This is a genomic window from Ruegeria sp. HKCCD8929 (genome assembly GCF_013031405.1).
In the GTDB taxonomy this organism is placed as follows: domain Bacteria; phylum Pseudomonadota; class Alphaproteobacteria; order Rhodobacterales; family Rhodobacteraceae; genus Ruegeria.
This window is the reverse complement of record NZ_WPZY01000019.1, coordinates 1-25310: the sequence shown is the minus strand read 5'-3', so window position 1 is coordinate 25310 and position 25310 is coordinate 1. Positions and strand designations below refer to the sequence as shown.

At 61.8% G+C, this 25310-nt stretch carries 26 protein-coding genes and 1 tRNA gene; 13 read left to right on the top strand and 14 right to left on the bottom strand.

Annotation, left to right across the window (positions count from 1 at the left end; translation table 11 throughout):
- Positions 1–12 precede the first annotated feature (12 nt).
- Genes GOX53_RS21350 through GOX53_RS21335 form a run of 4 tightly spaced genes read right to left on the bottom strand, consistent with a single transcriptional unit; the run spans position 13 to position 2570 of the window.
- On the bottom strand, positions 13–687 hold the full coding sequence (locus GOX53_RS21350; protein ID WP_171179983.1) for an NAD-dependent epimerase/dehydratase family protein: 675 nt from the start codon (positions 685–687) through the stop codon (positions 13–15).
- Complete coding sequence (locus GOX53_RS21345) at positions 677–1156, bottom strand: SRPBCC domain-containing protein (protein WP_171179981.1); 480 nt, start codon at positions 1154–1156, stop codon at positions 677–679. The genes GOX53_RS21350 and GOX53_RS21345 overlap by 11 nt, the downstream gene beginning before the upstream one ends.
- Positions 1157–1179: 23 nt before the next feature.
- Positions 1180–1635, bottom strand: coding sequence for a hypothetical protein (locus GOX53_RS21340; RefSeq protein ID WP_171179980.1), 456 nt, complete (start codon positions 1633–1635; stop codon positions 1180–1182).
- A gap of 53 nt (positions 1636–1688) precedes the next feature.
- Entirely contained in the window at positions 1689–2570 is an 882-nt protein-coding gene (locus GOX53_RS21335) for an oxidoreductase (protein ID WP_171179978.1), read from the bottom strand.
- Positions 2571–2649: 79 nt separating this feature from the next.
- On the opposite strand from GOX53_RS21335, the gene GOX53_RS21330 reads away from it, so the two are divergent.
- The 6 genes from GOX53_RS21330 to GOX53_RS21310 all read left to right on the top strand — a co-directional run bounded on the left by GOX53_RS21330 (position 2650) and on the right by GOX53_RS21310 (position 9108).
- Complete coding sequence (locus GOX53_RS21330; protein ID WP_171179975.1) at positions 2650–3213, top strand: TetR/AcrR family transcriptional regulator; 564 nt, start codon at positions 2650–2652, stop codon at positions 3211–3213.
- Between the two features lie 413 nt (positions 3214–3626).
- The gene (locus GOX53_RS21325) at positions 3627–4034 is read left to right on the top strand and encodes an SxtJ family membrane protein (RefSeq protein ID WP_171179973.1); all 408 of its coding nucleotides are present in this window, start codon (positions 3627–3629) and stop codon (positions 4032–4034) included.
- Between the two features lie 18 nt (positions 4035–4052).
- Positions 4053–4205 (top strand): DUF5989 family protein, encoded by a 153-nt coding sequence (locus GOX53_RS29865; RefSeq protein ID WP_256415894.1) that lies wholly within the window; start codon positions 4053–4055, stop codon positions 4203–4205.
- Positions 4206–4209: 4 nt separating this feature from the next.
- Positions 4210–6045, top strand: coding sequence for a carbamoyltransferase (locus tag GOX53_RS21320; protein WP_171179971.1), 1836 nt, complete (start codon positions 4210–4212; stop codon positions 6043–6045).
- Positions 6046–6147: 102 nt separating this feature from the next.
- On the top strand, positions 6148–7470 hold the full coding sequence (locus GOX53_RS21315; protein WP_171179969.1) for a GDSL-type esterase/lipase family protein: 1323 nt from the start codon (positions 6148–6150) through the stop codon (positions 7468–7470).
- 72 nt (positions 7471–7542) lie between these two features.
- The gene (locus GOX53_RS21310) at positions 7543–9108 is read left to right on the top strand and encodes a carbamoyltransferase C-terminal domain-containing protein (protein WP_171179967.1); all 1566 of its coding nucleotides are present in this window, start codon (positions 7543–7545) and stop codon (positions 9106–9108) included.
- A gap of 7 nt (positions 9109–9115) precedes the next feature.
- Here the strand turns inward: GOX53_RS21310 and GOX53_RS21305 are convergent, their stop codons facing one another.
- Complete coding sequence (locus tag GOX53_RS21305; RefSeq protein ID WP_171179965.1) at positions 9116–11398, bottom strand: adenosylcobalamin-dependent ribonucleoside-diphosphate reductase; 2283 nt, start codon at positions 11396–11398, stop codon at positions 9116–9118.
- 130 nt (positions 11399–11528) lie between these two features.
- Here GOX53_RS21305 and GOX53_RS21300 point away from each other — a divergent pair, with 130 nt between their 5' ends.
- Positions 11529–11960, top strand: a complete 432-nt coding sequence (locus GOX53_RS21300) for a DUF1489 domain-containing protein (protein WP_171179963.1) — start codon at positions 11529–11531, stop codon at positions 11958–11960.
- A gap of 22 nt (positions 11961–11982) precedes the next feature.
- On the opposite strand, the gene GOX53_RS21295 is transcribed toward GOX53_RS21300, so the two are convergent.
- From GOX53_RS21295 to GOX53_RS21275, 5 genes are all read right to left on the bottom strand, one after another.
- Positions 11983–12576, bottom strand: a complete 594-nt coding sequence (locus GOX53_RS21295; protein WP_171179961.1) for a hypothetical protein — start codon at positions 12574–12576, stop codon at positions 11983–11985.
- An 82-nt stretch (positions 12577–12658) separates the two neighbouring features.
- Positions 12659–13357, bottom strand: coding sequence for an ATP phosphoribosyltransferase (hisG, locus tag GOX53_RS21290; RefSeq protein WP_171179959.1), 699 nt, complete (start codon positions 13355–13357; stop codon positions 12659–12661).
- The gene (locus tag GOX53_RS21285) at positions 13354–14442 is read right to left on the bottom strand and encodes an ATP phosphoribosyltransferase regulatory subunit (protein WP_171179957.1); all 1089 of its coding nucleotides are present in this window, start codon (positions 14440–14442) and stop codon (positions 13354–13356) included. Before GOX53_RS21285 ends, hisG begins: the two co-directional genes overlap by 4 nt.
- Entirely contained in the window at positions 14442–15938 is a 1497-nt protein-coding gene (hisS, locus tag GOX53_RS21280; RefSeq protein WP_171179955.1) for a histidine--tRNA ligase, read from the bottom strand. The genes GOX53_RS21285 and hisS overlap by 1 nt, the downstream gene beginning before the upstream one ends.
- A 198-nt stretch (positions 15939–16136) precedes the next feature.
- Complete coding sequence (locus GOX53_RS21275) at positions 16137–16940, bottom strand: crotonase/enoyl-CoA hydratase family protein (protein ID WP_171179954.1); 804 nt, start codon at positions 16938–16940, stop codon at positions 16137–16139.
- Positions 16941–17041: 101 nt separating this feature from the next.
- On the opposite strand from GOX53_RS21275, the gene GOX53_RS21270 reads away from it, so the two are divergent.
- Positions 17042–17236, top strand: coding sequence for a SlyX family protein (locus tag GOX53_RS21270; protein ID WP_171179952.1), 195 nt, complete (start codon positions 17042–17044; stop codon positions 17234–17236).
- Positions 17237–17342: 106 nt separating this feature from the next.
- Here GOX53_RS21270 and GOX53_RS21265 read toward each other — a convergent pair.
- A tRNA-Cys gene (locus GOX53_RS21265) sits at positions 17343–17416 on the bottom strand.
- Between the two features lie 213 nt (positions 17417–17629).
- Here GOX53_RS21265 and GOX53_RS21260 point away from each other — a divergent pair.
- The 3 genes from GOX53_RS21260 (at position 17630) to GOX53_RS21250 (ending at position 20816) form a co-directional block, all read left to right on the top strand.
- Complete coding sequence (locus tag GOX53_RS21260) at positions 17630–18283, top strand: protein-L-isoaspartate O-methyltransferase (RefSeq protein ID WP_171179950.1); 654 nt, start codon at positions 17630–17632, stop codon at positions 18281–18283.
- A gap of 91 nt (positions 18284–18374) precedes the next feature.
- Positions 18375–19793 (top strand): TolC family outer membrane protein, encoded by a 1419-nt coding sequence (locus tag GOX53_RS21255; RefSeq protein WP_171179947.1) that lies wholly within the window; start codon positions 18375–18377, stop codon positions 19791–19793.
- Positions 19794–19868: 75 nt separating this feature from the next.
- Positions 19869–20816: a hypothetical protein gene (locus GOX53_RS21250; RefSeq protein ID WP_171179945.1), complete on the top strand. Its 948-nt coding sequence runs from the start codon at positions 19869–19871 to the stop codon at positions 20814–20816.
- A 52-nt stretch (positions 20817–20868) separates the two neighbouring features.
- Here GOX53_RS21250 and GOX53_RS21245 read toward each other — a convergent pair whose 3' ends face one another.
- Positions 20869–22335, bottom strand: coding sequence for a cobyric acid synthase (locus tag GOX53_RS21245; protein ID WP_171179943.1), 1467 nt, complete (start codon positions 22333–22335; stop codon positions 20869–20871).
- 58 nt (positions 22336–22393) lie between these two features.
- Between GOX53_RS21245 and GOX53_RS21240 the strand changes: the two genes are divergently transcribed.
- Positions 22394–22963: a cobalamin biosynthesis protein CobQ gene (locus GOX53_RS21240; protein WP_171179941.1), complete on the top strand. Its 570-nt coding sequence runs from the start codon at positions 22394–22396 to the stop codon at positions 22961–22963.
- Between the two features lie 62 nt (positions 22964–23025).
- Here the strand turns inward: GOX53_RS21240 and GOX53_RS21235 are convergent, their stop codons facing one another.
- Positions 23026–23346: a DUF6280 family protein gene (locus GOX53_RS21235; protein ID WP_037310273.1), complete on the bottom strand. Its 321-nt coding sequence runs from the start codon at positions 23344–23346 to the stop codon at positions 23026–23028.
- A 219-nt stretch (positions 23347–23565) separates the two neighbouring features.
- Here GOX53_RS21235 and efp point away from each other — a divergent pair, with 219 nt between their 5' ends.
- Positions 23566–24129, top strand: a complete 564-nt coding sequence (gene efp, locus GOX53_RS21230) for an elongation factor P (RefSeq protein ID WP_171179940.1) — start codon at positions 23566–23568, stop codon at positions 24127–24129.
- Between the two features lie 86 nt (positions 24130–24215).
- Here efp and GOX53_RS21225 read toward each other — a convergent pair whose 3' ends face one another.
- Entirely contained in the window at positions 24216–25145 is a 930-nt protein-coding gene (locus tag GOX53_RS21225; RefSeq protein ID WP_171179938.1) for an ABC transporter transmembrane domain-containing protein, read from the bottom strand.
- Between the last annotated feature and the right edge of the window lie 165 nt (positions 25146–25310).

Genomic DNA, 25310 nt, shown 5'->3' with positions numbered 1-25310 from the left:
GCGGGCGTGAAGCTAATCCAGCAGGGCCCGCATGTCTCCGTTTTCCAGCACTGCGGAGTGCCGAGGGTCGTTCGTTGCCGTTTTCAGCATCGAAATGGCCAGTTCGTTGGATGTAACACCAATCGACGGCATGAGCCGTTGCACGGGCACAAACAGGTAATCGGCCAGCTTCCAGCCGCCCCGCGATCCGGAGGGTGCGATGTAACCCGGCCGGAACGCGAATTTCCGGGCGATGTTTGACTTGAACAAGGCGGTCTCTGCCTTGCCTTTGGTCTTGAGCGCGAAAGACATTCCGCCGCCATCCGGTCGCGCGCCCTGAGCCGAAAACAGGCAGAACGTCATCGAGGGCGACACCGTCTCGCAGGCGTGCAGAAGCGCGCCCAGCCAGTCGACCGTTATCTCTTCGTAAGCCTCGCGGCTGACGCGGCTGGAATAGGTGGCGAGGCAGTGGAACACCGTGTCGACGCCCGCGACATGCGGCGTGATGGCCTCGGCATCGCCAAACGCCGCGAAGGTGATTTCGGTCAGCTTGTGGTGTTGGCGCCCGGATGGTCTGCGACCCAGGGAAATGACTTCAGAGACGCTGTCCGCATCCAGCAGCGCCGACAGCACGGAAGAGCCAACCATGCCGGTGCCCCCGGTCAGCAGGACGCGTCCGAGCGCCTTGGGGGTTGGTTCATTTTGCATGAGCACGGCGTTCAGCTTCGGCTTTCAGGCCACGATTGAAGGCCTGATACCCGTCCTCATATATCTTCGCCAATCGGCCACCCATCAGCCAGGTGATCCCGCCCATGATCTCGTCAGATTGGATGAACCGGGTTTTCCCCTCGGCGGCGGGTTCGACCCTGAAATGGTGATTGTCGCGGACGCCGCCTGGACCCTTTTCAGCCCAGAAAAACGTCTCTCCGTCCACGACCGTTATTCTGTGGTCGATGGTCGTCAGCTTCTCTTTTGCCGGATCGACCTGAAACACCGTCGTTATTTGGGCACCGTCCCTTATCTCGCCCTTGATATCGACCAGAAAGGCCGCCCAGTCGCCATAGCTGCCTGTGTCGGCCAACACCGACCAGACCACATCCGGAGAGGCATCGATGAGGATCTCGGTGTAGATCTTGTGATGTGCCAGGCTGACTTTTTCGGATCTTGCGGTTTCCATGATTTTCCTTTCCGGGGCACCCATTAAGCACTTTGCGGCAAGGTTTGCGTAGCACCTACGCTCGTGATTTGGCCGAACCGCTCGCGCATCCGCTCCGACCGGAAGAGGTAGATCGAGATGACGACGTAGTTGATGCATTCATGAGCGAAATTCCTGTAGCGGTCCGGGTTTTCGAGAAAGTCGAAGGTCTGGATGGCGCACATCGTAGCCAGCGATGCGAACAGCACCAGCATGGCCACGGGCGTGTAGCGCCAGCGCAGAAAAAACCCGGCCAGAAAAGTGGCACCGGACAGTGTGATCAGCACCCAATGGACAGTTTGTGTCCCGCCCGGGAATGTCGGGTTCTGCAAGGGCATCAGCGGGGCCAGCCCGGTGAAATATTCCAGAAAGCCCAAAAGACCCCATCCCAGCATTACGGCTGCGGCGATGACGATCAGATAGCTGAATGCCTGAGACGACATGTTCACAAATCCCGTCATTCACTTCCTCCAGATGGTTCGTTTCATTCCGATCGGTTTTGCAAGGGAAGGGCTCAGAGCGAGAATGTCTTGCCCGTCAGTTCCTCGGACACGCTCCAAAGCCGCCCTGCGACGTCAAGATCGCCAGTGATCGGATCGCGTGTGGCGTGACCAACTTCGCCGCTCATTTCCTGCGCGCCGGTTGGTCCGTAATAGTCTCCGCCCTTGACGTCCGGCGACAATGCTGCGTGCAAGGCGGGTTTGGCTGCCGACGCGTTGGAGTGAAGGAACTGTTCGACCTGCGCCTTCAGCTTGCTTCGTTGCGCGTCGCTCATGTCGGTGAATAGCCCGGAGTCAGAGCCGCCGGGATGGACCGAGAGCGCCTTGATCTTCCTGCCCGAGGCCCGCAGGCGGCGGTCCAATTCATCGCCAAACAGGAGGCAGGCGAGTTTCGACTGCCCATAGGCGATACCGCCGTCCCCACCACAGGTCAGGTCATCGAAATGGATGCTGGCACCCTTGTGGCCAAGGCTCGACAGCGCGACGATCCTTGATGCGGGATCATCGGGCATCAGGTCAATCAGAAGGGCGGTCAGCAGGAAATGCCCCAGATGGTTGGTGGCAAACTGAAGCTCAATGCCGCCGCCATTGGTTTGGGCCGAGTAAAGCAGGATGCCGGCATTGTTGATCAGCACGTCGAGCTTTTCGTAGCGTGCACGAAAGTCTTCGGCAAAACGCTGAACAGAAGAGAAATCGCCCAGATCCAGCAGGATGATATCGAGCGATGCCGAGGGCAGTTTTGCGATCAGTTCATCACGGGCGGCTTCCGCTTTCGCCAGGCTTCGGCAGGCCATGACGACGTGATACCCGGCCTCGGCCATGCCTGCGGCCGTTTCGAAGCCGATGCCGTTATTGGCCCCGGTGACGATGGCGATTTTCTGAGGCTGCGTGTTCATGGCTCGCTTCCTGACGATTGGACATTTTACGTATGAGTGTCAATATTGACATACGGCGCCCGTTTGTCAATATGTAAAAATGAACGAACGCGAAATACGCATCATCGAGGCCGCCATGCGGCTGTTCATCCGTTACGGGGTGAAGCGCACCGGTATGAACGACATTGCGTCAGAGGCCGGCATATCGCGGCAAACGCTGTACAACGCCTTTGCAAACAAGGACGCGGTGCTGCAGGCGACAATTCGGTTGCTGGCCGACAAGGTGATTGCCGATATCGAGGCCGGTTTGAAAAAGGCGGATGGTCTCGGCGATCAGTTGGACGTCATCTTCAAGCACATCGCGATCGAGCATTTCGATCTGATGCACACGTCCCCCAACGCCGAAGACATCGTCGCGGGGTTCAATGCATCCAGCCAGAATGAGCTGGAGGAGGGGGCTCAGCGGAACATTGAGGTCATCTCAAGGGTCATTGGTCCTTATGCGAGCGAGATCGAAGAGAACGGTCTGACGGTCGCGCAGTTTGCAGACTTCGTTCAACGCTCGGCCACGGCCGCAAAATACAATGCCAAAAGCAGGAAACACCTGCTGGATCTGCTTGGGGCGCTGCGGGTCTCTGTGTTGAAAGTGACCGGTGGGACGTGAGCCGTTCCGGCGTTGGAGGGAAAGCTGCTTTTGCTCACGCCGCTTCATCCGCAAGTATGACCTCTAACCAGCCGTCTGCTGCACTTGATCCAACAGACAGAGGCTGCCCGGAAAGAGGGGGCGTTAAGCTGGTCCCGAGCCACCGGTCACCAACTTTTGAAATCCTCAAGCGCATGGGCCAACAGCGGGTCGTGCAACATCAATCTGATAGGCCCGGCTGGGGTCAAGCCATCCATTTCGGGCCTGATAAAAAGGCGGAAAACGCTGGCCCGCCGGGAGGGGCGAGATCCCGGCTTGTTGACAGATCGTGGGCGGCGGCTGTGCCACGTGTTTGGGGCGCAGGTTTGTTTGCTTTTCTTCGGCCATGTGTTATACACAGACCGAATTTTGATAAAGCAAATGTATTGAGTGTCATGGATGATCATCGCGCGAATGTCGCCGTTGAAGTTGGGTCGGAACGCAGCTTTGGCATTGTTTTCGCCCTAGTATTCACCATCATCGGACTATGGCCGTTGTGGAGCGGATCGGGGTCGGTGCGCCTTGTGCCGCTGCTGATTGCTGGCGTGATTCTGGGGATTGCCTTTGTGGCGCCGCATCTGCTGCGCGAACCCAACCGGCTGTGGTTCAAGTTCGGAATGCTTTTGGGGGCGATCGTGGCGCCGATTGTGATGGCGCTGGTTTTTGTCACGACTTTTGTTCCGATCGGGCTAGTTATGCGACTGCTGGGTAAGGATTTGTTATCCTTGCGCCAAGACAGGGATGCGGAAAGCTATTGGATCAAGCGCGAGGAACAGCCGCGCAGTATGAAGTATCAGTTTTAGGTTTTTTGGGGGTATCGGATGGTTTCGTTTGTTTCCGAGATGTGGATGTTCATGAGGGTGAGAAAGAAGTACTGGTTGCTTCCGATCCTGATCGTATTGGCCGTGTTCGGCGGTCTGATCGTGGCGAGCCAGGGCTCGGCCATCGCACCTTTCGTCTACACGCTATTCTAAAGCCATGGCGTATCTTCTGGGTGTGTCGGCACTCTATCATGACAGTGCGGCAGCGCTGATGCGTGACGGCCAGATCGTGGCCGCCGCGCAGGAGGAAAGGTTTACCCGCCGCAAACACGACCCCGGATTTCCCGCCAAAGCCATCCAGTATGTCCTGGAGGCGGGCGGGATCACCCTGGATGACGTGGAAGGTGTGGTGTTCTACGACAAGCCGTTCCTCAAGTTCGAACGGCTGATGGAGACCTATCTGGCCGCAGCCCCGCGCGGGTTCAACTCGTTTCGCATGGCGATGCCGGTCTGGCTGCGCGAGAAACTGTTTCTCAAGGATCTTCTGACCAAGCAACTCCGCCAGATCGCCCCGGAGTTTTCCGGCGACAAGCTGTTGTTTGCCGAACACCACATGAGCCACGCGGCCAGTGCGTTTTATCCCTCGCCGTTTGACGAGGCCATCGTGCTGACCGTGGACGGGGTGGGCGAATGGGCGACGACGACGGTGGGTATCGGGCGTGGCAGTGAGCTGACGATGGTGAAGGAACTGCACTTTCCGCACTCGCTGGGTCTGCTCTATTCCGCCTTCACCTATTTCACCGGCTTCAAGGTGAATTCCGGCGAATACAAGGTGATGGGGCTGGCGCCCTATGGCATGCCGAAATACCGCGACCTGATCCTGGACAATGTGGTCGATCTGAAACCGGATGGCTCGTTTCGCCTGAACCAGAAATATTTCAACTATGTCTCCGGTCTGACCATGACCAGCAAGGCGATGGAGCAGCTGTTCGGTCAAAAGGTACGCAAACCGGAAACCGATCCGCTGACCCAGTTCCATATGGATGTGGCGGCATCGGTGCAGGCGGTGACCGAAGAGATCATTCTGAGAATCACGCGGTCACTGGCCGAGGAGAACGGTATTTCCAATTTGTGCATGGCCGGGGGTGTGGCGCTGAATTGTGTCGCAAATGGAAAAATTCTGCGCGATGGCGCGTTCAAAAACCTGTGGGTTCAGCCCGCAGCCGGGGACGCCGGCGGCGCACTGGGGGCCGCCTACGCCGCCTGGCACCAGGAAATGGGCCAGCCCCGGCAGGCGACCGGCACCGATCAGATGTCGGGGGCCTATCTGGGGCCTGAGTTCGGAACCGACGCCATCACGACCGAACTGACCGATGCCGGCGCCGTCTTTAGCGCGCATGAGGATGGCGAAGTGACCGAACTGGCGGCGCAGGCACTGGCCGATGGCAAGGCGGTCGGCTGGTTTCAGGGGCGGATGGAGTTTGGCCCGCGGGCCTTGGGGGCGCGGTCGATTCTGGGCGATCCGCGCTCGGAGACCATGCAGAAGACCCTGAACCTCAAGGTCAAATACCGCGAGAGCTTTCGCCCCTTTGCACCGTCAGTGCTGCGTGAGGACGTCGCCGACTGGTTCGAACTGGACGGCGACAGCCCCTATATGCTGATCGTGGCGGATGTGCAGCCCGAGAAGCGCCGTCAGATGACGGAAGACGAAGAAGCGCTGTTCGGTATCGACAAGCTGAACATCAAGCGCTCGGACATTCCGGCCGTCACCCATGTGGATTACTCGGCGCGGGTGCAGACGGTTCACAAGGAAACCAACCCGAAATACCACGCCCTGATCTCACGCTTCAAAGAGCTGACCGGCTGCCCGATCGTAGTGAACACCTCGTTCAACGTCAGGGGAGAACCGATTGTGTGTACCCCCACGGACGCGTTTCGTTGTTTCATGGGCACCGAGATCGAAGTTCTGGTCGTCGGCAATTGCCTGCTGCGGAAAGAGGATCAGAACCCCGAACTTAGAATTAATTACGAAAGCAAATTTGAGCTGGACTAGTCGCCCCATCGTCGGGGCCAAAGTGTATTGTTGATTGTGAGCCGGTGCTGCCGAAAGATGGTGGCAGGCGGCAGACCGACCGAATTGAAAGGGAGCAACGAGATGACCACAGCAAAGCGCGCCAATCGGATTGGCCTGATCCTGTGTTTGCTGCCGGCGTTGTACTGTTTCGTCACCGTCGTTTACGCACTTGTCAAATCGGCCGAATACGCGCACGGCACCCCGTTGGTGATCCGGTATGTCGTGGCCCCGGCGCTGATCGGCCTGTTTTTTCTGTGCGCCGCCTTCTTCCTTTCGCGGGAAACGCGGCTGATGGTCGGCATATACGCAACCGCCCTTTGGATCGGGCTGTTTGCGTTCGAGGCCTATGTCACGATCAAGGTGCTGCCCGGGCGTCTGGGACTGGTCGGGGTCGTGGGCGAGGATGTGAGCGTCGCGCAATATCAGCAGAACCTGCCGCCGGCCTTCACCATCAAGCATCTGAACAACGTCATGGAAATCACCGATCTGGAGGATGCGATCCTTGCACCGATCCCCGGGCGCGAGATGTTGATGTGTTCGGTCTACGGCGATCCGGTGACGTATCGGCCAGACCGCTACGGGTTCAGAAACCCGGATTCGGTCTACAACGACGACATCGAGGTCATGTTGCTGGGCGATTCCTTTGTCGAGGGGTTTTGCCTGGATGACGGCCGGGACATGGCCAGCCATCTGCGCACGGAAATTCCCCAGCTTGTCAACACCGGACATCGCGGGGCAGGGCCCATGCTGGAACTGGCAACGTTGGGGCGTTATGGCCCGGAGCTCAAACCCGACGTGACGGTGTTTGCGTTTTTTGCGGGAAACGACTGGCGGAACCTGTACCGGGAAAAAGAGATATCGTGGCTGACACCCGTGCTTGACCCGGGAACCAAATTCGGTCCCGCCAAACACTCACCCGAACAGGTCGAGATCGCGTCGCAGGTGGTGCAGGACTGGTGGAAGACCACCACGTTGTCCTACAAGGACTTCCTTCGCAAGCAGCGGATCATTCGCAACTTCTTTGCGCTGCAAAAAACCTCGGAGATCATCGGAATACACTATGCGCGGGCAACCAAGCCGACGCCGGTCTATGCGCAGGTACTGGAGCGCGCGGCCGATATCGTCACACAATGGGACGGCGAACTGGTGGTCGTTTTCATACCGCCTGCCCGCCGGTTCCAGGGCCTCGTGTCGCAGGATTTCATTCATGATCCGTTGCGGGTCATGGTGAAAGAGGCGGCGGATCAGGCGGGGCTGAGGCTGATTGACCTGACGGATGCGTTTGAGGCGACCGATGATCCCAAATCTCTGTTTGCCGCGGATTCTCATTTCAATGAAGAGGGGGCAAAGCTGGCAGCTTCGACCATTGCAAAGGGATTGCGTAACCAGGGTCTGATGAACTGAGTTGCCGTATCGCATTCGCAGCGTTGTGGTCTTGCGGATGGTGCTGCAGGGTGTCGGGCGGGGGATAGCGACATGAAGATTCTGTCATTCAAATCGGGACATGACGGCAGCGTTGCAGGGGTCGATGCGGCAAAGGGTGAGCTGCTGTTTTCCTATGAATCCGAAAAAGACAGCTTTCCCCGCTATACCTCGGTGACACCGGACACGTTCATCGATTCAGGCCTCTGGTTCCGGGACCTGCCGGATGTGCTGGCGCTCAGCGGTTGGTCCACCGCGGGGGCACAGCATGTCACCACCTCCGGGGCGGGGTATTTCGGGATCGGTGACGGATCGCAGAATGTCGGCAAACGCACGTTCTTTGGCAAGGTTGTCGACTATTTTTCGTCCACCCATGAACGGGCGCATATCTGGGGCGCCTACGCGATGTCTCCATTCAAACAGGGTGAGCCGTGCTATGTTCTGGTTTGGGAAGGCGTTCTGGGCGACTTTTACGAGATCGACGCGCACCTGAACCTGCATCATCTGGGGCGGGTGATGGAGGCCCCGGGCCAACGCTATTCGTTTCTCTACGCGCTGGCCGATCCAAAGTTTCCCGATACCGCCCGGAGGATGCGCCGCGAGGATCCCGGCCGCCTGATGGCGGCCTGTGCGTTCGGGGAAAACGGAACAACCAACCCGAATGAGCAGTCGCTGATCGACTATCTGCTGTCGCCCGAACCGACGGCAGAGCTCTTGTGCAAGGACAAGCTGACCGGATCGCCCTTCTACAATATCGGGGTCGACGATCCGCGCCTGTGCAACGTTGCGGTCAAACTGTCGGATGCCATTTTCGACCGGTTTCACGCCGCGGCAGAGCAAAAGCTGACCAAGGGATATCCGCTGATCATCACCGGTGGGTGCGGGCTGAATTGCGACTGGAACACTAAGTGGATGCGCAGCGGTCTGTTCAGCGATGTCTTCGTACCGCCCTGCACCAGCGACTCGGGCTGTGCGATAGGCACCGCGGTGGACGCGATGCGCCACTATACCGGGCAAGCCAAACTGACCTGGAGCGTTTATGCCGGTCAGTCCTTTTGCGACGACAGGATCGACCATGAGGGGCTGACCATGTCCGAGCAGAATCCGCGCGACGTGGCTCAGGCGCTGATGGAGGGTCAGATCATCGGGTGGGCACGCGGTAACTGCGAAATCGGACCGCGCGCCTTGGGCAACCGGTCCATCCTGGCCTCCCCGTTCTCAGCCGAGGCGCGGGTGCGTTTGAACCGGGCCAAGAACCGCGCTGACATCAGCCCGGTTGCGCCGTCCTGCCTTGAGGAAGATGTGGGTCGGCATTTCGATTCCACCCGCCCGTCGCCGCACATGCTGTATTTTCAGAAGGTCACCGATCCAGCGCTCGAAGCGATCACCCATGTTGACGGATCGGCGCGGGTGCAGACGGTCGCGCGCAATCAGAACCCGATGTTCTACGACTTGCTGATCGAGTTTCGGGCAATTTCCGGAAGCGGGGTTCTGTGCAACACCTCCCTGAACTTCCGGGGGGCAGGCTTTATCAACAAAACCAGCGACCTCTGCCACTATGCGCGGTCGGCAGGGCTGGATGGGTTCGTGGCCGGAAACTCGTTTTACCGGTTTGTCTGAGTGACCCTCACCCGCATTTCGAATGCCCGCAGCTGCGGCAGGTCATGCAGCCCTCGATCATCACCATGTCGTATTGGCCACAGGACGGACAGGCCTTGCCGCGCGGGGCGTCGGTGTTGACCACTTGCGCCTGCGGGTCGGATTTGAGGCCCATTCCCTCGCCTTCCAGAAACCCGATGGCGATCATGTGGTGCTCGATCACGCCGCCGATGGCAGCCAGAATAGATGGGATGTACTTGCCCTTGACCCAGGCGCCGCCGCGTGGGTCGAACACGGCTTTCAGCTCTTCGACCACAAAGGACACGTCTCCCCCCCGCCGGAACACGGCCGAGATCATGCGGGTCAGTGCCAGCGTCCAGGCGTAGTGCTCCATGTTCTTGGAGTTTATGAACACCTCGAATGGGCGGCGGCGGCCGGCGATGACGATATCGTTGATGGTCAGATAGATCGCATGCTCGCTGTCGGGCCATTTCAGCTTGTAGGTCGAGCCCTCGAGCGCCTGCGGGCGGTCCAGCGGTTCGGACATGTAGATCACGTCGCCGCCTTCGACCTCCTGCGGTGCATCGGCGCTTTCGCCCGGCACCTTGTCTGAGCTTTCCGAGACCGTCAGCACCGACCCCGTGACATCGTTCGGGCGGTAGGTCGTGCAGCCCTTGCAGCCCTGATCCCAAGCCTGCATGTAGACATCCTTGAACTCGTCGAACGAGATATCTTCGGGGCAGTTGATCGTCTTCGAGATCGAGCTGTCGATCCATTTCTGTGCTGCCGCCTGCATCTTGACGTGATCCAGTGGCGTCAGCGTCTGGGCGTTGACGAAAAACTCTGGCAGCTCGGTGTCCCCGAATTTGTCGCGCCAGAGCTGCACGGCGTAATCCACCACTTCCTCCTCGGTACGCGAGCCATCCTTTTGCAATACCTTGCGGGTGTAGGCGTAGGCAAAGACCGGCTCGATCCCGGATGAGACATTGCCAGCATAAAGCGAGATCGTCCCGGTTGGCGCGATCGAGGTCAGCAAGGCATTTCGGATGCCATGTTCGCGGATTGCATCGCGCACATCCTCGTCCATCGCCTGCATCGTGCCGCTGGACAGATAGGCGTCGGCGTCGAACAGGGGGAACGCCCCTTTCTCCTTCGCCAATTGCACCGACGCCAGATATGCGGCGCGGGCGATGGCGTGCAACCAGCGCTCGGTTTGGCGCGCCGCCTCGTCCGAGCCATAGCGCAGGCCCAGCATCAGCAGCGCATCGGCCAGACCGGTGACGCCGAGGCCGATCCGGCGTTTGTTCTGCGCCTCTGCCGCCTGTTCCGGCAGCGGGAACTTCGAGGCGTCGACTACGTTATCCATCATCCGGATGGCGGTGGCGACAAGCTCCTGCAGCGCGTCTTCATCGAGATGGGCTGCCTCTTCGAACGGCTCCGACACCAGCCGCGCCAGATTGACCGAACCCAGCAGGCAGGCGCCATAAGGCGGCAGGGGTTGTTCGCCGCAGGGGTTGGTGGCTGCGATGGTCTCCACGTAGCTCAGATTGTTGGCCGCGTTGATCCGGTCGATGAAGATCACACCCGGTTCGGCATAGTCATAAGTGGCCTGCATGATCTTGTTCCACAGATCGCGGGCCTGCACCGTATGATAGACCTTGCCGTCGAATTGCAACTCCCACGGGCCGTCGGCCTTGACCGCCTCCATGAAGGCATCCGTCACCAGCACCGACATGTTGAACATGCGCAGGCGGGCCGGGTCGGATTTGGCGGTGATGAACTGTTCGATATCCGGGTGATCGCAGCGCATGGTGGCCATCATCGCCCCCCGGCGCGAGCCTGCGGACATGATCGTGCGGCACATCGCGTCCCACACATCCATGAAGCTGAGCGGCCCCGAGGCATCCGCCGCCACCCCATGCACATCCGCGCCGCGCGGGCGGATGGTCGAGAAATCATAGCCGATGCCGCCGCCCTGCTGCATGGTCAGCGCCGCCTCTTTCAACATGTCGAAGATGCCGGCCATGCTGTCGGGGATCGTGCCCATGACGAAACAGTTGAACAGGGTCACCTGCCGCGCGGTGCCCGCGCCTGCGGTGATGCGCCCGGCGGGGAGGTATCTGAAATCCTCAAGTGCTTCGTAGAATTTCTGTTCCCAATGCGCCGGATCATCCTCAACCTTCGCCAGATCGCGGGCAATGCGCCGCCAGGTGTCCTCGACAGTCTGGTCGATGGGTGTGCCGTCCGCCTGTTTGAAGCGGTACTTCATGTCCCAGATCTGCTCGGCAATGGGGGCGGCAAAGCGGCTCATCGGTTGATTCCCTGTCCAGAAAGAGGCGCCCAGATTAAACCAATTGTGATGTTCGCCACAATAGGTTGATGAAAGCTGTCTGTGAGCTACAATATCAAGTCAGGCCTCTGGACGACTCTGTGGGGGAGTTGTGGATAAGTATGTGAACCTCATAAAACTTTCGGTCGGCTCGGAAAGCGTCGATACGCTGGCCGACTGGCAGCGCACCCGTGCCGCCCAGGCCGAGGACGGGCTGCCGCGCCACGTCACCCGGATGTGGCCCAAGCGCGAGGCCGAGATTCTGAGTGGCGGTTCGATCTACTGGGTGATCAAGGGGCTGGTGCAATGCCGCCAGCGCATCCTGCGGCTGGACGAGGTGATCGGACAGGACGGCATCCGCCGCTGCGCCATCGTGCTCGACCCCGAACTGCACCGCACTCAGAGCGCACAAAAGCGGCCTTTCCAGGGCTGGCGCTATCTGAAACCTGAGGACACCCCGCCCGATCTGCCCAAAACCCGGGTACAGGACGACGCACTGCCGGACGATCTGAACCGGGCGCTGGCCGAGATCGGCGTTCTCTAGTCGCAGCTAACGAACAATCAGCCTATTTCAGGTAATCGGCGCAGATCGCGTTGGTTTTCTTGCGCTCCGACGAGGTGTCGATCTTTTTCTTGGACTCGTCACCGATCTTCTTGCCGTATTTCTGCACCGCATCCGCCAGCGCCTTGTCGATCCGCTTGAAGGCTTCCTCCCGCACCTTGGCAGCGGCCTTGTCCTTGACCTCGACCGGTTTGCCCAGTTTGGGCGTCGTCACCGCGTCAACCGCCTTGATGATGTCCTTGGCGTATTTCTTGACGCCCGCCTGCCACACTTTGACATGGCGTTTCTCGTGTTCGAACACGTGCTTGTAGCAGTCGTGTTTCTTGCCGATTGCCTTGTCGATCCAGACCCGCGTGCTGTAGACGACCTTGGCGCTGACCTCCTTGATCGCCAGCGTCTTGGTTTTGTTGATAGGGTCCGTGACCTCATCCCAATGCAGCACCGGGGATTCGACGGCTGCCGATGGCTTGGTCACCCCGAGGGTCTTGGTGGTTTTCAGACCGTCTTTCTCTTTCTGCAGCTTACCGCTCGCCACGTGGCTCAGTTTGACCTTCTTGTCAAAGGACACATCGATACTGATCTTTGTCTTGTCGGCCACAGCACTCTCCATTCGTCATGAAATACACGTAAACAAAGGCGCATCTTATCAGATGCGCCCCGATCATGACAAATGAGGGGGCTCAGGCGACCCGGTGCAGCCGATCCAGCAGGTCGTCCAAAACAGCTTTGTCCGCGTCCGCGCAGCGCGCCACGCGGCTGCGCCACAGCGTCGCCTGCGAGCGCAGGATCAGCCCGTCTTCGAGTATCTTGAGGTGATTGGCCCTGAGCGTTTCCCCGGTCGAAGTGATGTCGGCAATCGCCTCGGCGGTTTCGTTCTTGACCGTGCCTTCGGTCGCGCCCTGGCTGTCGACCAGCGCATAATCGGCAACCCCGCTGTCGGTCAGAAACTCGCGCACCAGCCGGTGATACTTGGTCGCGATGCGCAGCCGGTGGCCATGCCGCGCCCGGAACGCTGCCGAGGCCGCGTCCAGATCGTCGAGCGTGTCAACATCGACCCAGCAGGCCGGCACCGCGATGATCAGATCGGCCTGACCGAAGCCCAGCGGCGCCACCTGTTCCGCCTGCTGTTCCCAGCGCGGCAGTTTCTCATGCACCAGATCGGTGCCGGTCACGCCCAGGTGGATACGCCCAGCGGCCAGCTCGCGCGGGATCTCTCCCGCCGACAACAGCACCAGAGACATGCCGTCGATGCCGTCCACCCGGCCCGCATATTCCCGATCCGACCCGGTCCGGCTGAGCGTGATGCCCCGCTTTTCGAACCAGGCAAAGGTCTTTTCCATCAGCCGCCCTTTCGAGGGCACGCCCAGCTTCAGGCTCATTGCGCGCCCTCCTCAAGCTCGAGCATCAGGCCGGGGCGCAGCACACCGCCGATGGCCGGGATCTCGGCGCCATTGCCCAACTGCCGGGTCAGCGCGTCATAACGCCCGCCGGTGGCGATGGGGGGCAGGTCCGGACGGGTTTCGGCATAAAACCCAAAGACGAAGCCGTCATAATACTCCATCGAGGTGCGGCCATACGAGGCCTCAAAATCGAGCCCCGCAACATCCACCCCGCGCGCCTTCAGTGCCTCGATCCGCGCCTCGAGCCGGTCGAGTGCCGGGGTGATCTGCGGCAGATCCACGGCCACGTCGCGAAGCTGCTCCAGCGCAAAAGGCATGGTCTCGCGCACGGCCAGCAATGTCTCCAGCCCCACCAACTCGTTGTCGGAAATCGGCGCGGCCTGGGCATCGGCCCGCAGGGCGTCGATGCGGTCGGCAATCTCGGCACCTGTGCGCTTGCCGATCTTCGGCGTATCGCCCGCCAAAGGCTCGGCGGCCTCAAGCAGCGCGGCCCGGGTCGGTGGCACCGGCGCACGCCCCGCAAACCGGTCGAGTAACGCCCGGAACCGGCGCGGGCGCCAGATATGGCGCATCAGCGCAGTCTTGCGGCGGTCGGTGGTTTTCAGCCCCCGCACCGCATCCATCAGAATGCCGATATCCCCGGTCGCGGCGCGCAGATGCAGCCCGTTCAGTGCCTCGGCAATCAGCGCAAACACCTCGGCATCGGCGGCGGCGGGGTTTTCGCGGTCAAAGACCTCATACCCCACCTGGATATACTCGTTGGCCCGGTCCGGGTCGTGCTCCTGCCGCCGGAACACCTCACCGGCATAGGTATAGCGCGCGGGCTCGGCGCCGTGCTCCATATGTTTCTGCACCACCGGCACCGTGTAGTCCGGGCGCAGCATCTGCTCGCCCCTCAGCGCGTCCGAGGTCACATAGGCGCGGCCCCGGATATCCTCGCCGTAAAGGTCCAGCAAGGTTTCCGCCGGTTGCAGGACCGGCGTTTCCACCGGCTCGGCCCCGGCGGCCTCGAAATAGCTCCGCAGGCGCGCGGCCCGCTCCAGCGTCTGGGCGCGGCTGGGCATCAGCCTTGTCCGCTTTGCGAGGCGAGGATTTCCCGCACCTTGGCCACCAGATTGTCGCGCGGCACTTCGAACTGGCTGGGGCGTTCCTTCCACTCTTCCAGCGTGGCGCTTTCGGCAATCTTGGCACCGAGGATCAGGTCCTTGATCTGCACGATCCCCTTGGCCTTTTCGTCCCCGCCCTCGATGATCGCGACCGGAGAGTTGCGACGGTCGGCATATTTGAGCTGGTTGCCGAAGTTCTTGGGATTTCCCAGATAAACCTCGGCCCGAATGCCCGCGTTGCGCAGCTCGGCCACCATCGCCTGATAATCGGCCATACGGTCGCGATCCATGACGGTGACAACGACGGGGCCATGTTCAACGGCCTGAACGCGGCCCTTCTCGCGCAGCGCGGCGAGCAGGCGGTCGACACCGATGGAGATACCGGTCGCGGGCACCTCCTGTCCGGTGAAGCGCTTGACCAGATCGTCATAGCGTCCACCGCCCGCAACCGAGCCAAACTGGCGCTTGCGCCCCTTTTCGTCGAAGATTTCAAAGGTCAGTTCAGCCTCGTAGACCGGACCGGTGTAGTACCCGAGACCGCGCACGACCGAGGGGTCGATCTCGATCCGATCCGCACCGTAGCCGCCTGCGTCGAGCAGTTCTCCGATCTGTTCCAGCTCGGCAATGCCGTCAGCACCGGTCTTGTTGTCGCCCGCAGCGGCGCGCAAATTGGCTAGCGTTCCGGCAGTATCGGCAGCCTTGGAGGTCAGGAAAGCGATGACCGGCTCGGCCTGATTGTCGCTCAATCCTACACCGTCGATAAACGCGCCCGAGGCATCCAGACGGCCCTTGGTCAGCAGCTCACGCACGCCCTGCTCGCCCACCTTGTCGAATTTGTCGATGGTGCGCAGCACGTTGTCGCGAGCGCTCGCGTCCTCACCCAGCCCCATCGCCTCAAGCACACCGTTCAGCACTTTGCGGTTATTGACGCGCACCAGATAGTCGCCGCGCGGGATACCCACGGTCTCCAACGTGTCGCTGAGCATTGCGCAAATCTCGGCATCAGCCGCCATCGAGGCCGTGCCGACCGTATCCGCGTCGCACTGATAGAACTGACGATATCGCCCCGGTCCCGGCTTTTCGTTGCGCCAGACCGGCCCCATCGCATAGCGGCGATAGGGCGTGGGCAGGTCATTCCGATGCTGCGCATAGACCCGGGCCAGAGGCGCAGTCAGGTCATAGCGCAGCGCCATCCAGTCGCCGTTTCCGCCCTCGTCGAACTCCTGCCAGGCAAAGACCCCCTCATTCGGGCGGTCCACATCCGGCAGGAACTTCCCCAGCGCCTCGACCGTCTCGACCGCGCTGCTCTCTAGCGCATCGAAGCCGTAGCGATGATAGACGCCAGCGATGGTCCGCAGCATCTCGGTGCGCTGCGTGACTTCCGAGCCGAAATAGTCGCGGAACCCTTTCGGCGTGATCGCCTTGGGGCGGGGCTGTTTCTTGGGCTTGGCCATGATGGGCGTCCTCAGGGGATTGCAGTCGGGGCGGGGTCTAGCCGAAGGCCCGCGTAGGGGCAAGGCTGCGAGGGTCGCAACCGCCTGAGATACACGCACTTCCGGCCGCCAAATTTGTGAACGGGAAGAAGAACGCGCACCCCCTCGCTTCTTCTTGCCAAAAATACGCATGGCCGGACAGGGCGGCCCGGAGATGCCTCAGATATCCGAGAAATCCCCGCCGCGTCCTTTCCCGGCCGCAAACCGCGCCGCACCTTCACGGCCCTCGGCGACAAAGGCGGCGGCCGATTGCCATTCGCGGCGCAGCGCGGCCGCCAGCGCCTCGGGTGGCATGCGGGCCGACAGGTGATCGGCAAGCATGCATGCCTGCGGAAACCGCGTCAAATCGCGCGCCAGAGCGGTTGCGGTGGCCAGCGCCGCCCCCTTGGGACAAACGCGATTGGCAAAGCCCAGGGACAACGCCTCGTCCGTTTCGACTGGGCGCCCGGTGAGGATCAGATCATTGGCCCGGCCCCGTCCCAGAATGCCCGGCAGCCGCCCGGTGCCGCCATCGATCAGCGGCACGCCCCAGCGGCGGCAGAAGACGCCGGTGACCGCCCCCTCGGCCATCACCCGCAGATCGCACCACGCCGCCAGTTCCATCCCACCCGCCACCGCAGGCCCCTCAATTGCGGCGATCACCGGCTTGGACAGCATCAGACGCGTCGGTCCCATCGGCCCGGGGCGCGGATCGGCGATCGGATCTGACCAGCCCTCAGGGATGCTGAGCCCCGCCAGCCAGCTGTCCGACGCGCCCGAGCCCGCCGCCTTCAGGTCGAAGCCCGCGCAGAAATAGCCGTCCGCGCCGGTCAGGATGGCAACACGCTGGGTTTCATCCATCTCAAAGGCCACAAAGGCCCCGTAAAGCGCCCGCGCCGTGGCCGGGTCCACCGCATTGCGGGTTTCGGGGCGGTTGATGGTGACGGTGGTGATGCCGTCTTGGCTCTCGGTGATGACGGTCATGGTCTCCTCCCATGCGCCCAGCCTCGGCGCTGCAGGCAGGGCTGGCAAGCGTGACGTTGCGCATGTATGACGCTGGCACGCATAGATCAGGAGTCGCGCCCATGCAGCATCTTGAGGAACAGATCGCCCATCTGACCAAAACGGTGGACGAGTTGAGCGCGGAAACGGCACGGCAGCAGGACGAAATCGACCGGCTCACCCGGAAGGTCGAGATGCTGATGCAGCGCGAGGCGGCTCGGGAACAGGAAGGTACCGGCGGAGTGGTGCTCGGAGACGAGCGCCCGCCGCACTACTGAGCACCGGCAGTCCAAGTGCTGGAGTGGCCTGTGTAATTCGAAAGCACCACGGGCTTTGTGCCGCACCTGCATGCCCTGCACGCTAAGTCTTTGACTTGGTTGTAAATGGAGGCGAGTACCGGAATCGAACCGGTGTACACGGATTTGCAATCCGCTGCGTCACCACTCCGCCAACTCGCCTTATCAAGTGAAATCAAGCACTTGCCGTGGTGTGCATCGGGTTCTACCAACTTTCCGGAGTGGCGTCCAGAGGGGACCTCTCGAAATTCATGCGAATTGCGCGAATTGCTGGTCCGGTCCGGACCCGCGACGCCTTTTCGCGCGATGGGACGTTGCCGGTGTCACGGGGATGTGGCAAAAGCCGGGTGACACACGGAAATGAAGAGCGATGAGATGACAGATTTCGCAGCCCGGCGCCGCATGATGGTCGACACCCAGATCCGGCCTTCCGACGTGACCAAGTTTCCCATCATCGACGCGATGCTGACGGTTGCGCGGGAACAGTTCGTGCCCGACGCGCAGCGCGAAGCGGCCTATGCCGGCGATCTGATGAATCTGGGCGAGGGGCGCTGTCTGCTCGAGCCACGTACGCTGGCCAAGATACTGGACGCGCTGAACATTTCCAAGGATGAGATGGTGCTGGATGTGGCCCCGGCACTGGGCTATTCGACCGCCGTGACCGCGCGTATGGCGCAGCTCGTCGTTGCCGTGGAAGAGGATGAGCAACTGGCCGAAGAGGCGCAGACGCTGCTGATGGATGCGGGTGCGGACAATGCGGTTGTGCATACCGGCCCGCTGGCCGAGGGCGCCGCTGAGCACGGGCCCTATGACGTGATCATGGTGCAGGGCGGGGTCGAAGAGGTGCCGCAGGCGCTGCTGGATCAGCTCAAGGATCACGGCCGGATTGCCTGCGTGTTCATGGAAGGCGACCTGGGTACCGTGCGCATCGGCCATAAGGCCGCAGGGCGCGTAACCTGGCGCTATGCGTTCAATGCAGGCGCCCCGGTGTTGCCCGGATTCACCGGTGCCCGTGCATTTGCGCTATAGTTCATAGCCAGAACTTTCCGTTGCCTTGCCATGACCTGCGCAAACGCGCAAACTGTGCGCAGAGCAATTAAAAAATTTTATGAGGCACGCGATGCGCAGAGTGGTTCGTGGAAAACTGACCAGAATGCTGGTTCTCACCGCCGGGGTTTCGCTGGCCGTGCTGGCGCCACGCCAGGGCTGGGCGGACAATCTGACGGATGCCCTGATCGGGGCGTATAACACCAGCGGGCTGCTGGAGCAAAACCGGGCGCTGCTGCGCGCCGCGGACGAGGATGTGGCGATTGCGCTGTCGGCGCTGCGCCCGATCATCGATTGGACCGCGCGCATTCAGCAGGACTACAACCGGACCCGCACCGGCGCTCTGGTCACCGACAACGAGCCTGCGACCTTTTTCACCGGGCTGACCCTGCAGCAGTTGATCTACGATGGCGGCGCCTCGCTCCTGGGCAAGCAATCGGCGCAAGAGACGGTTCTGGCCACCCGGCAGACGCTGATACAGATCGAACAGCAGGTGCTGTTCCGGGCGGTGACGGCCTATCTCGGCGTTCTGCTGCAGGAAGAAACCGTCGCCATCCGTCAGAACAACGTGCGCCTTCTGGGCGAGGAACTGCGCGCCTCACAGGATCGGTTCGAGGTGGGTGAGGTCACCCGTACCGACGTGGCACTGTCGGAGTCGCGTCTCGCCAATGCGCGGGCCAACCTGGCCGATGCGCAGGGCGCGCTGAGCACCGCGCAGGCCGAATACGTCAACGCAGTGGGCCGTCAGCCGGGCCGCACCGCCGGTCAGCCGCGCCTGCCGCAGCAGCCCCGCTCGCTGGGGGACGCCGTGAACCTGGCCAACCGCAACCACCCGTCGATCCTATCCGCGCAGCATCAGGTGCGGGCGCTGGATCTGACTGTCGAGCAACAGCGCGCCGGACTGGGCCCTACCGTCCGGTTCCAGGCTGACGTCGGTATCACGGAAAACTTCCGCAACGACGACAATAGCAACACGGCCAGCGGGGCGCTGATCTACAGCCAGCCGATCTATGCCGGTGGCCGTCTGGCCGCCGTTGTGCGCCGGGCGATGGCCACCCGCGATGCCTCGCGCTCCAACCTGCTGAATGTGCAAAAGGACATCCGGCAAGGCGTCAACGACGCCTATGTACGGTTCCAGACCGCCAACGCCAGCCTGACCGCCTCGAACGAGCGTGTCCGGGCGGCGCAGGTGGCCTTTGACGGCATCCGCGAAGAGGCGACGCTGGGCGCACGCACAACGCTGGATGTTCTGACGGCTGAGCAGGACCTGCTGGATGCGCAGCTCGCGCAGGTTTCCGCCCGGACCGAGCGGTCTCTTGCCGCCTATCAGGTGCTGCAGGCACAGGGTCTGCTGACCGCCGAACGGCTGGGTCTGGCGGTGCAAATCTATGATCCCACGCTCTATTACAACCTGGTCAAGGGCGCCCCGGCGCAGGTCAGCAAACAGAGCCGCGATCTGGATCGTGTCCTCAAGGCATTGGGGAAACAGTGAATTGCCATACTATCTGTTGTGAGGTGGCCTGACATTCGCTACACTCAAACCCGAGGGCAAGAGTGGTAGAAAAAAATGATATCAGAACCTGTCGCACAAGTTGAGATCGAGGATGTGTTGTCCTCGATTCGCCGTCTGGTCAGCGAAGAGGGCCGCAAGGAACCGCGCCCCACGCCCCGGACCTCACAGCAAAAGCCGGATCGTCTGATCCTGACCCCGGCACTGCGTATTGCTACGCCAGCCGATGCCAACCCGCATTGCGCCGCCAATCTAGCGGACCGCGATGTGCCGGGGAAGGCAGTCGCAAACGCCGAGGACAAGGATACGGGCCGGGCGTTTGACATGGACCTGTCCAAGCCGATGCTGTTGCGCCCGGTGGATGCGGTCTGGATCGAAGGGCGGGACGTCACGCCCGCCAATTCTCCGCTGGAAATCAAGCCCGCGGCGGAGGCGGAAGAGACCGCCGAAGACGCAGGCTGGCAACCTGAACCCGCGATCGAACTCAGCCAGAAGCATCTGGCCGACAGCCTCAGCGCCAAGATCGAGGCGCTTGAGGCGGCAATTGCCCAGACCGAGGATCAGTGGGAACCAGATGGCGAAAGCGACGATGACTATTCCGGAACCTGGACCCGCAGCCTGAATTGGCAGGACGGCGACATGGCCGCCAAGCTTGAGGCTGAAATCCGCGCCGAGCTTGAGGCCAGTATGGCAGAACCGGTGGCCGACCTGATGCCCGAGCTGACGGATGAGCCCGAGCAGGTTCAGAGCGATGAGCCCGAGGTGATCGAGGCGCAGGCCGACCCCGTTGTTGAATCTGCGGAAGCTGAGGACACCAGCGAGCCTGCAGCCAGCCATACACCGGCAGAGGAGGCAGTGCTGGACGAGGAAACTCTGCGCCTGATGGTGGCCGATATCGTCCGTCAGGAATTGCAGGGGGCGCTAGGCGAGCGCATCACCCGCAATGTGCGCAAACTGGTCCGGCGTGAGGTTCACCGCGCGCTGACGGCGAAGGAACTAGAATAGCACACTAGCCGCGCCCCAGGCGCAGTTCAGAAATCACAGCGGCACGCCGGAGTCACATCCGGGTGCCGCTTTTGGGTTTTTCAGCCAGCGACAGCAGCAGATCCAGATCCATATGCTGCTCAAGATGATCCGCCAGCGCGTCCAGTGTCTGGTCCACACCGTCCTCATAGGCTACCGATGACCTGACGCCCAACCCGGCCAGATAACTGGCGCGGAAGGCGTCCGAGGTGAAGAGCCCGTGCAGGTAGCTGCCCCTGATACGGCCATCGGCGCTGGCCGCACCTTCGGGCCGCCCCTCGACCTCGAGCCAGGCCCGCGCGCAATCCGGCCCCTCGGTCCGGCCCATATGGATCTCATAGCCCGTAACAGGCTCGCCACCGGGCAGGGCCTTGGCCGCGCGCAGCGTGACCTGCTTTTGCCCCGCCATAACTGTCTCGACCTCGAGCAGGCCCAGACCGTTGACCGTGCCGGGGCGGCCATCCACCCCGTCGGGGTCCGCGATGGTCCGGCCCAGCATCTGATAACCGCCACAGAGACCCAGAACATGCCCGCCACGCCGCACATGGGCATAAAGGTCAATGTCCCAGCCCTGCGCCCGGAAATAGGCCAGATCGCCGATGGTGGATTTGCTGCCGGGCAGCAGCACCAGATCGGCATCGCCGGGCAGGGGGCGGCCGGCGGGGATGACCTCGACCGTCAGGCCGGGCTCGGCGGCCAGCGGGTCGAGATCGTCGAAATTCGCCATCCGCTCCAACTGCGGTACTGCAACCTTGCAGGCGCCGCCCGTATGCGAGCGGATGTCCATCATGTCCTCGGCCGGCAGGCGCCAGGCATCGTTGAACCACGGCACCACGCCCAGACAGCGCCAGCCGGTGCGCGCGGCGATATCGTCGCGGCCCTCGTCGAACAGCGCCACGTCGCCCTTGAACCGGTTCACCGCAAAGCCCCGGATCGTCGCCAGGTCATCCGGGTCCAGCACCGCCTGCGTGCCCACCAGCTGTGCGATCACGCCGCCCCGGTGAATGTCACCCACCAGCACCACCGGCACACCTGCCGCGCAGGCAAAGCCCATATTGGCGATGTCGCCCTGGCGCAGATTGGTCTCGGCCGGGCTGCCCGCGCCCTCGATCAGCACCAGATCGGCATCGGCGCACAGCCGGTCAAAGCTTTCCAGCGCCGCCCCCAGAAGCTTGGACTTGTCCTTGCGGTAGTCGCCCGCCTTCATCGTGCCCGCCCGCTGGCCCTGCACGATGATCTGCGCGCCGGTATCGGTCTCGGGCTTGAGCAGGATCGGGTTCATATCCGTGTGGGTGGGCCGCATGGCGGCGCGCGCCTGAAGCGCCTGCGCCCGCCCGATCTCGCCGCCGTTTTCGGTCACGGCGGCGTTGTTGGACATGTTCTGCGGCTTGAACGGCGCCACCCGCAACCCGCGCCGGGTGTAGGCCCGCGCCAGACCGGCGACCAGAACCGACTTGCCGACATTGCTGCCGGTGCCCTGAATCATGATGGACCGAACCATGGCCTGCCTCCTATGCTGAGGCGCAGATGACCCGATTTGGGGACAAAGGAAAAGGCCCGTGAACACGCCCGCGCATCTTTTGATCGGCGCCGCCGCCTTTGGCACGCCCGGCGAGCGGCGTACCATGGCAGCCGCGCTGGCCGGGGCGCTGCTGCCGGACCTGTCGCTCTATCTGATGGCGGGCACGTCGCTGTATGTCCTGAACATCCCCGAGCACGTGGTGTTCGACAGGTTGTACTTTTCATCCGCCTGGCAGACCGTCTTTGCCATCGACAACTCGTTCCTGCTGTGGGGGGCGGTTCTGCTGGTGGCGATCCGGCTGGGCTGGGCGCCGATGATGGCGTTTGCAAGCGCGGGGCTCTTGCATCTGGCCACGGATTTCGTGCTGCACGCGGGCGATGGCAGGCCGCATTTCTGGCCGCTGTCGGACTGGGTATTTGACAGCCCGCTCAGTTATTGGGACCGAACGCATTACGCCTTGTGGATCGCGCCGGTGGCGGCGCTGGCCTGTCTGGCGGCCTACACTGTTCTCTGGCGCAAGGGGATCGGCCTCTGGGGCAGGCTGGGCTTTGGTGCGCTGCTGGCGGCCGAGCTATGGGTGGCCCGTCAGTGGATCCTGTATTTCTGAGGGCTCAAAAAAACACGCTCCCGTTCTGGGAGCGCGTTTTTTCCAATCTAGGGCGGGCTGGTTCAGGCGGCTTCGGCCTGTTGCGCGGCGTTGCGCCGTTCGCTTTCCTCGCGCGACAGCGCGACCGAGGTCCGCACCCCGCGGCCCACGAATTCCATCAGGCCGCTCACGACCCGCTCATTGGGGTCGATACCGGCACAGCTCAGCACTTCGCGCCCATCACGCGAACGTGCCCAACGGGCGATCTGCTCGGGCCCGTTGCCGTATTTCTTGTCGTCCGCAATGGCATCATCCAATGCGGCCAGCACAACAGCCGCAAACAGCTTGCGAGCGCGGTTGCCCTGCTCGTTGTTAAAGGCGGTGCCGTCAACGAAATCTCTCATCTCGTCTTCCTTGTTGTTCTTGCTCTTGCAATTTTCGGCGTGGCGATCCTTATGACCGATCCGGCTCGATTCGGATACAGTAGAAATGCATAATTGTGTTGCAAATTTTGCATAGCTTGCTGCAAGTGCAGCACTAGGTGTCGTTGTCTTGCCAGCATCGGTCACGCCAGATATAGGGGCAACGAATGGTGCATCAACCATGTGTGAAGGAATAATGTCATGCCCAAGATCAACGGGAACGAGATTCGCCCAGGCAATGTTCTGGAGCATAACGATGGCCTGTGGGCCGCAGTTAAGGTTGACCACGTAAAACCCGGAAAGGGTGGCGCTTTTGCCCAGGTCGAGCTGCGCAACCTGCGCAACGGGTCCAAGCTGAACGAACGTTTCCGCTCGGCGGACAAGGTCGAGCGGGTGCGGCTGGAACAGAAGGATCAGCAGTTCCTCTATGAAAATGACGGGATGCTGGTCTTCATGGACACCGAGACCTACGAACAGATCGAACTGCCTGCCGATCTCTTGGGTGATCGCCGCCCGTTTCTGCAGGACGGCATGACCATCGTGGTCGAGTTCTACGAGGCCGAGGCGCTGAACGCCACGCTGCCCCAGAAAGTCACCTGCAAGATCGTCGAGACCGAACCGGTGGTCAAAGGCCAGACCGCGGCCAACTCGTTCAAGCCCGCGATCCTCGACAACGGCGTCAAGGTCATGGTGCCGCCCTTCATCGGGCAGGACGAGATGATCGTGGTGAACACCGAAACCATGGAATATTCCGAGCGCGCGTGACGTTGCGTTCCGGAACAGGGCGCTTGATCCGAGATCTGAGGCCGCTCCGACCGGGGCGGCATTTTTCATGAAAACCGGGGTAGAAACTATGCCCGCTGCCTGGTGTCGGCAGGCCCGAAAATCTCAAGCAGCAATTCATATTTGATCCGGTTGGCGCTGACCTGCCGGTAGAACGCGATCAGGAACGCCGTTGGCCCCTGAATACGCGCCAGACCGCTGGTCGCGGCCACCACGGTGCCCACATCCGTCCGCCCGTTCAGAACCAGCCAGCCGCCCAGCATCAGCACCGCCACCGTGCCCGCGCCGTTAATCATGCTGAGCAGGAATTTGGCCGACAGTTTCCACAGAAACATCTGCCGCCGCGTCTCGAATATGGCGTCGAACCGGTCGGTCACCTCCTGCGTCACCGCCTCGATCTGTTCTGCCGTCAGCCGGTCGGTGGCGGCTCTCAGAACCCGCACCCGCTCGGCCACGAAAACGTTCACCTTGCGCTGCGAGATCAGGACGATGGCGATCTGCGGCAGGATCATCGACAGCGCGATCAGGCCCAGCCCCGGCTGGGTCGATGAGATATAGCCGATCACGCTGATCAGCGTACCGATCTGCACCACCGGCTCGGAAAAGGCGGCACCGGAGAATTTGCCAAGCTCTTCGGCCTCGGCGGAAATGGCGGTGGTCAGCGTGCCCCGGCGCACGTCTTCTCCGCTTTCATCCGCATCCACCGCGCGGGTCAGCAGCCGCTGCCGGATCAGGCGGATCACATCCTCGCCCAGCGTGCCGCTGCGAAAGCCCAGCAGCCATTTCAGAAACAGGCTCAGCCCGATCACCGCCATCATGCCCGCGCCCAGCAGATAGAGCTGCGCGGTGTCCAGACCGCCTTTGGTCAGCAGGTTGATGATATTGCGCTGAAACTCCAGCGGGGCAGCGGCCAGCGCGGCGATGGCGATGGAGAGCACAATCAGGACGACCTGACGCCCGGCGCTGACACGCCAGATTGCGGCATAGAGTTGAAACATGAGCGCATCCCGGTCCAGTGGATGGCGCAAGTCTGGGGCGGCGGCGCCCGGAGTTCAAACCGTGCAGGCCGCGCCGGGGCCGCGTCGTGCCCCAATGGCCACAGCCCGTTTAAAGCATCCCGCCGAAAACTTGAATCGGGGGATTCCCAAATGGTTGTCAGTGTG

Excerpts from the sequence above, each read along its gene's own strand:
- GOX53_RS21350 (WP_171179983.1), bottom strand. The coding sequence starts at position 687 with ATGCAAAATGAACCAACCCCCAAGGCGCTCGGACGCGTCCTGCTGACC.
- GOX53_RS21345 (WP_171179981.1), bottom strand. The coding sequence starts at position 1,156 with ATGGAAACCGCAAGATCCGAAAAAGTCAGCCTGGCACATCACAAGATC.
- GOX53_RS21340 (WP_171179980.1), bottom strand. The coding sequence starts at position 1,635 with ATGACGGGATTTGTGAACATGTCGTCTCAGGCATTCAGCTATCTGATC.
- GOX53_RS21335 (WP_171179978.1), bottom strand. The coding sequence starts at position 2,570 with ATGAACACGCAGCCTCAGAAAATCGCCATCGTCACCGGGGCCAATAAC.
- GOX53_RS21330 (WP_171179975.1), top strand. The coding sequence starts at position 2,650 with ATGAACGAACGCGAAATACGCATCATCGAGGCCGCCATGCGGCTGTTC.
- GOX53_RS21325 (WP_171179973.1), top strand. The coding sequence starts at position 3,627 with ATGGATGATCATCGCGCGAATGTCGCCGTTGAAGTTGGGTCGGAACGC.
- GOX53_RS29865 (WP_256415894.1), top strand. The coding sequence starts at position 4,053 with ATGGTTTCGTTTGTTTCCGAGATGTGGATGTTCATGAGGGTGAGAAAG.
- GOX53_RS21320 (WP_171179971.1), top strand. The coding sequence starts at position 4,210 with ATGGCGTATCTTCTGGGTGTGTCGGCACTCTATCATGACAGTGCGGCA.
- GOX53_RS21315 (WP_171179969.1), top strand. The coding sequence starts at position 6,148 with ATGACCACAGCAAAGCGCGCCAATCGGATTGGCCTGATCCTGTGTTTG.
- GOX53_RS21310 (WP_171179967.1), top strand. The coding sequence starts at position 7,543 with ATGAAGATTCTGTCATTCAAATCGGGACATGACGGCAGCGTTGCAGGG.
- GOX53_RS21305 (WP_171179965.1), bottom strand. The coding sequence starts at position 11,398 with ATGAGCCGCTTTGCCGCCCCCATTGCCGAGCAGATCTGGGACATGAAG.
- hisG (WP_171179959.1), bottom strand. The coding sequence starts at position 13,357 with ATGAGCCTGAAGCTGGGCGTGCCCTCGAAAGGGCGGCTGATGGAAAAG.
- GOX53_RS21285 (WP_171179957.1), bottom strand. The coding sequence starts at position 14,442 with ATGCCCAGCCGCGCCCAGACGCTGGAGCGGGCCGCGCGCCTGCGGAGC.
- hisS (WP_171179955.1), bottom strand. The coding sequence starts at position 15,938 with ATGGCCAAGCCCAAGAAACAGCCCCGCCCCAAGGCGATCACGCCGAAA.
- GOX53_RS21275 (WP_171179954.1), bottom strand. The coding sequence starts at position 16,940 with ATGACCGTCATCACCGAGAGCCAAGACGGCATCACCACCGTCACCATC.
- GOX53_RS21270 (WP_171179952.1), top strand. The coding sequence starts at position 17,042 with ATGCAGCATCTTGAGGAACAGATCGCCCATCTGACCAAAACGGTGGAC.
- GOX53_RS21260 (WP_171179950.1), top strand. The coding sequence starts at position 17,630 with ATGACAGATTTCGCAGCCCGGCGCCGCATGATGGTCGACACCCAGATC.
- GOX53_RS21255 (WP_171179947.1), top strand. The coding sequence starts at position 18,375 with ATGCGCAGAGTGGTTCGTGGAAAACTGACCAGAATGCTGGTTCTCACC.
- GOX53_RS21250 (WP_171179945.1), top strand. The coding sequence starts at position 19,869 with ATGATATCAGAACCTGTCGCACAAGTTGAGATCGAGGATGTGTTGTCC.
- GOX53_RS21245 (WP_171179943.1), bottom strand. The coding sequence starts at position 22,335 with ATGGTTCGGTCCATCATGATTCAGGGCACCGGCAGCAATGTCGGCAAG.
- GOX53_RS21235 (WP_037310273.1), bottom strand. The coding sequence starts at position 23,346 with ATGAGAGATTTCGTTGACGGCACCGCCTTTAACAACGAGCAGGGCAAC.
- efp (WP_171179940.1), top strand. The coding sequence starts at position 23,566 with ATGCCCAAGATCAACGGGAACGAGATTCGCCCAGGCAATGTTCTGGAG.
- GOX53_RS21225 (WP_171179938.1), bottom strand. The coding sequence starts at position 25,145 with ATGTTTCAACTCTATGCCGCAATCTGGCGTGTCAGCGCCGGGCGTCAG.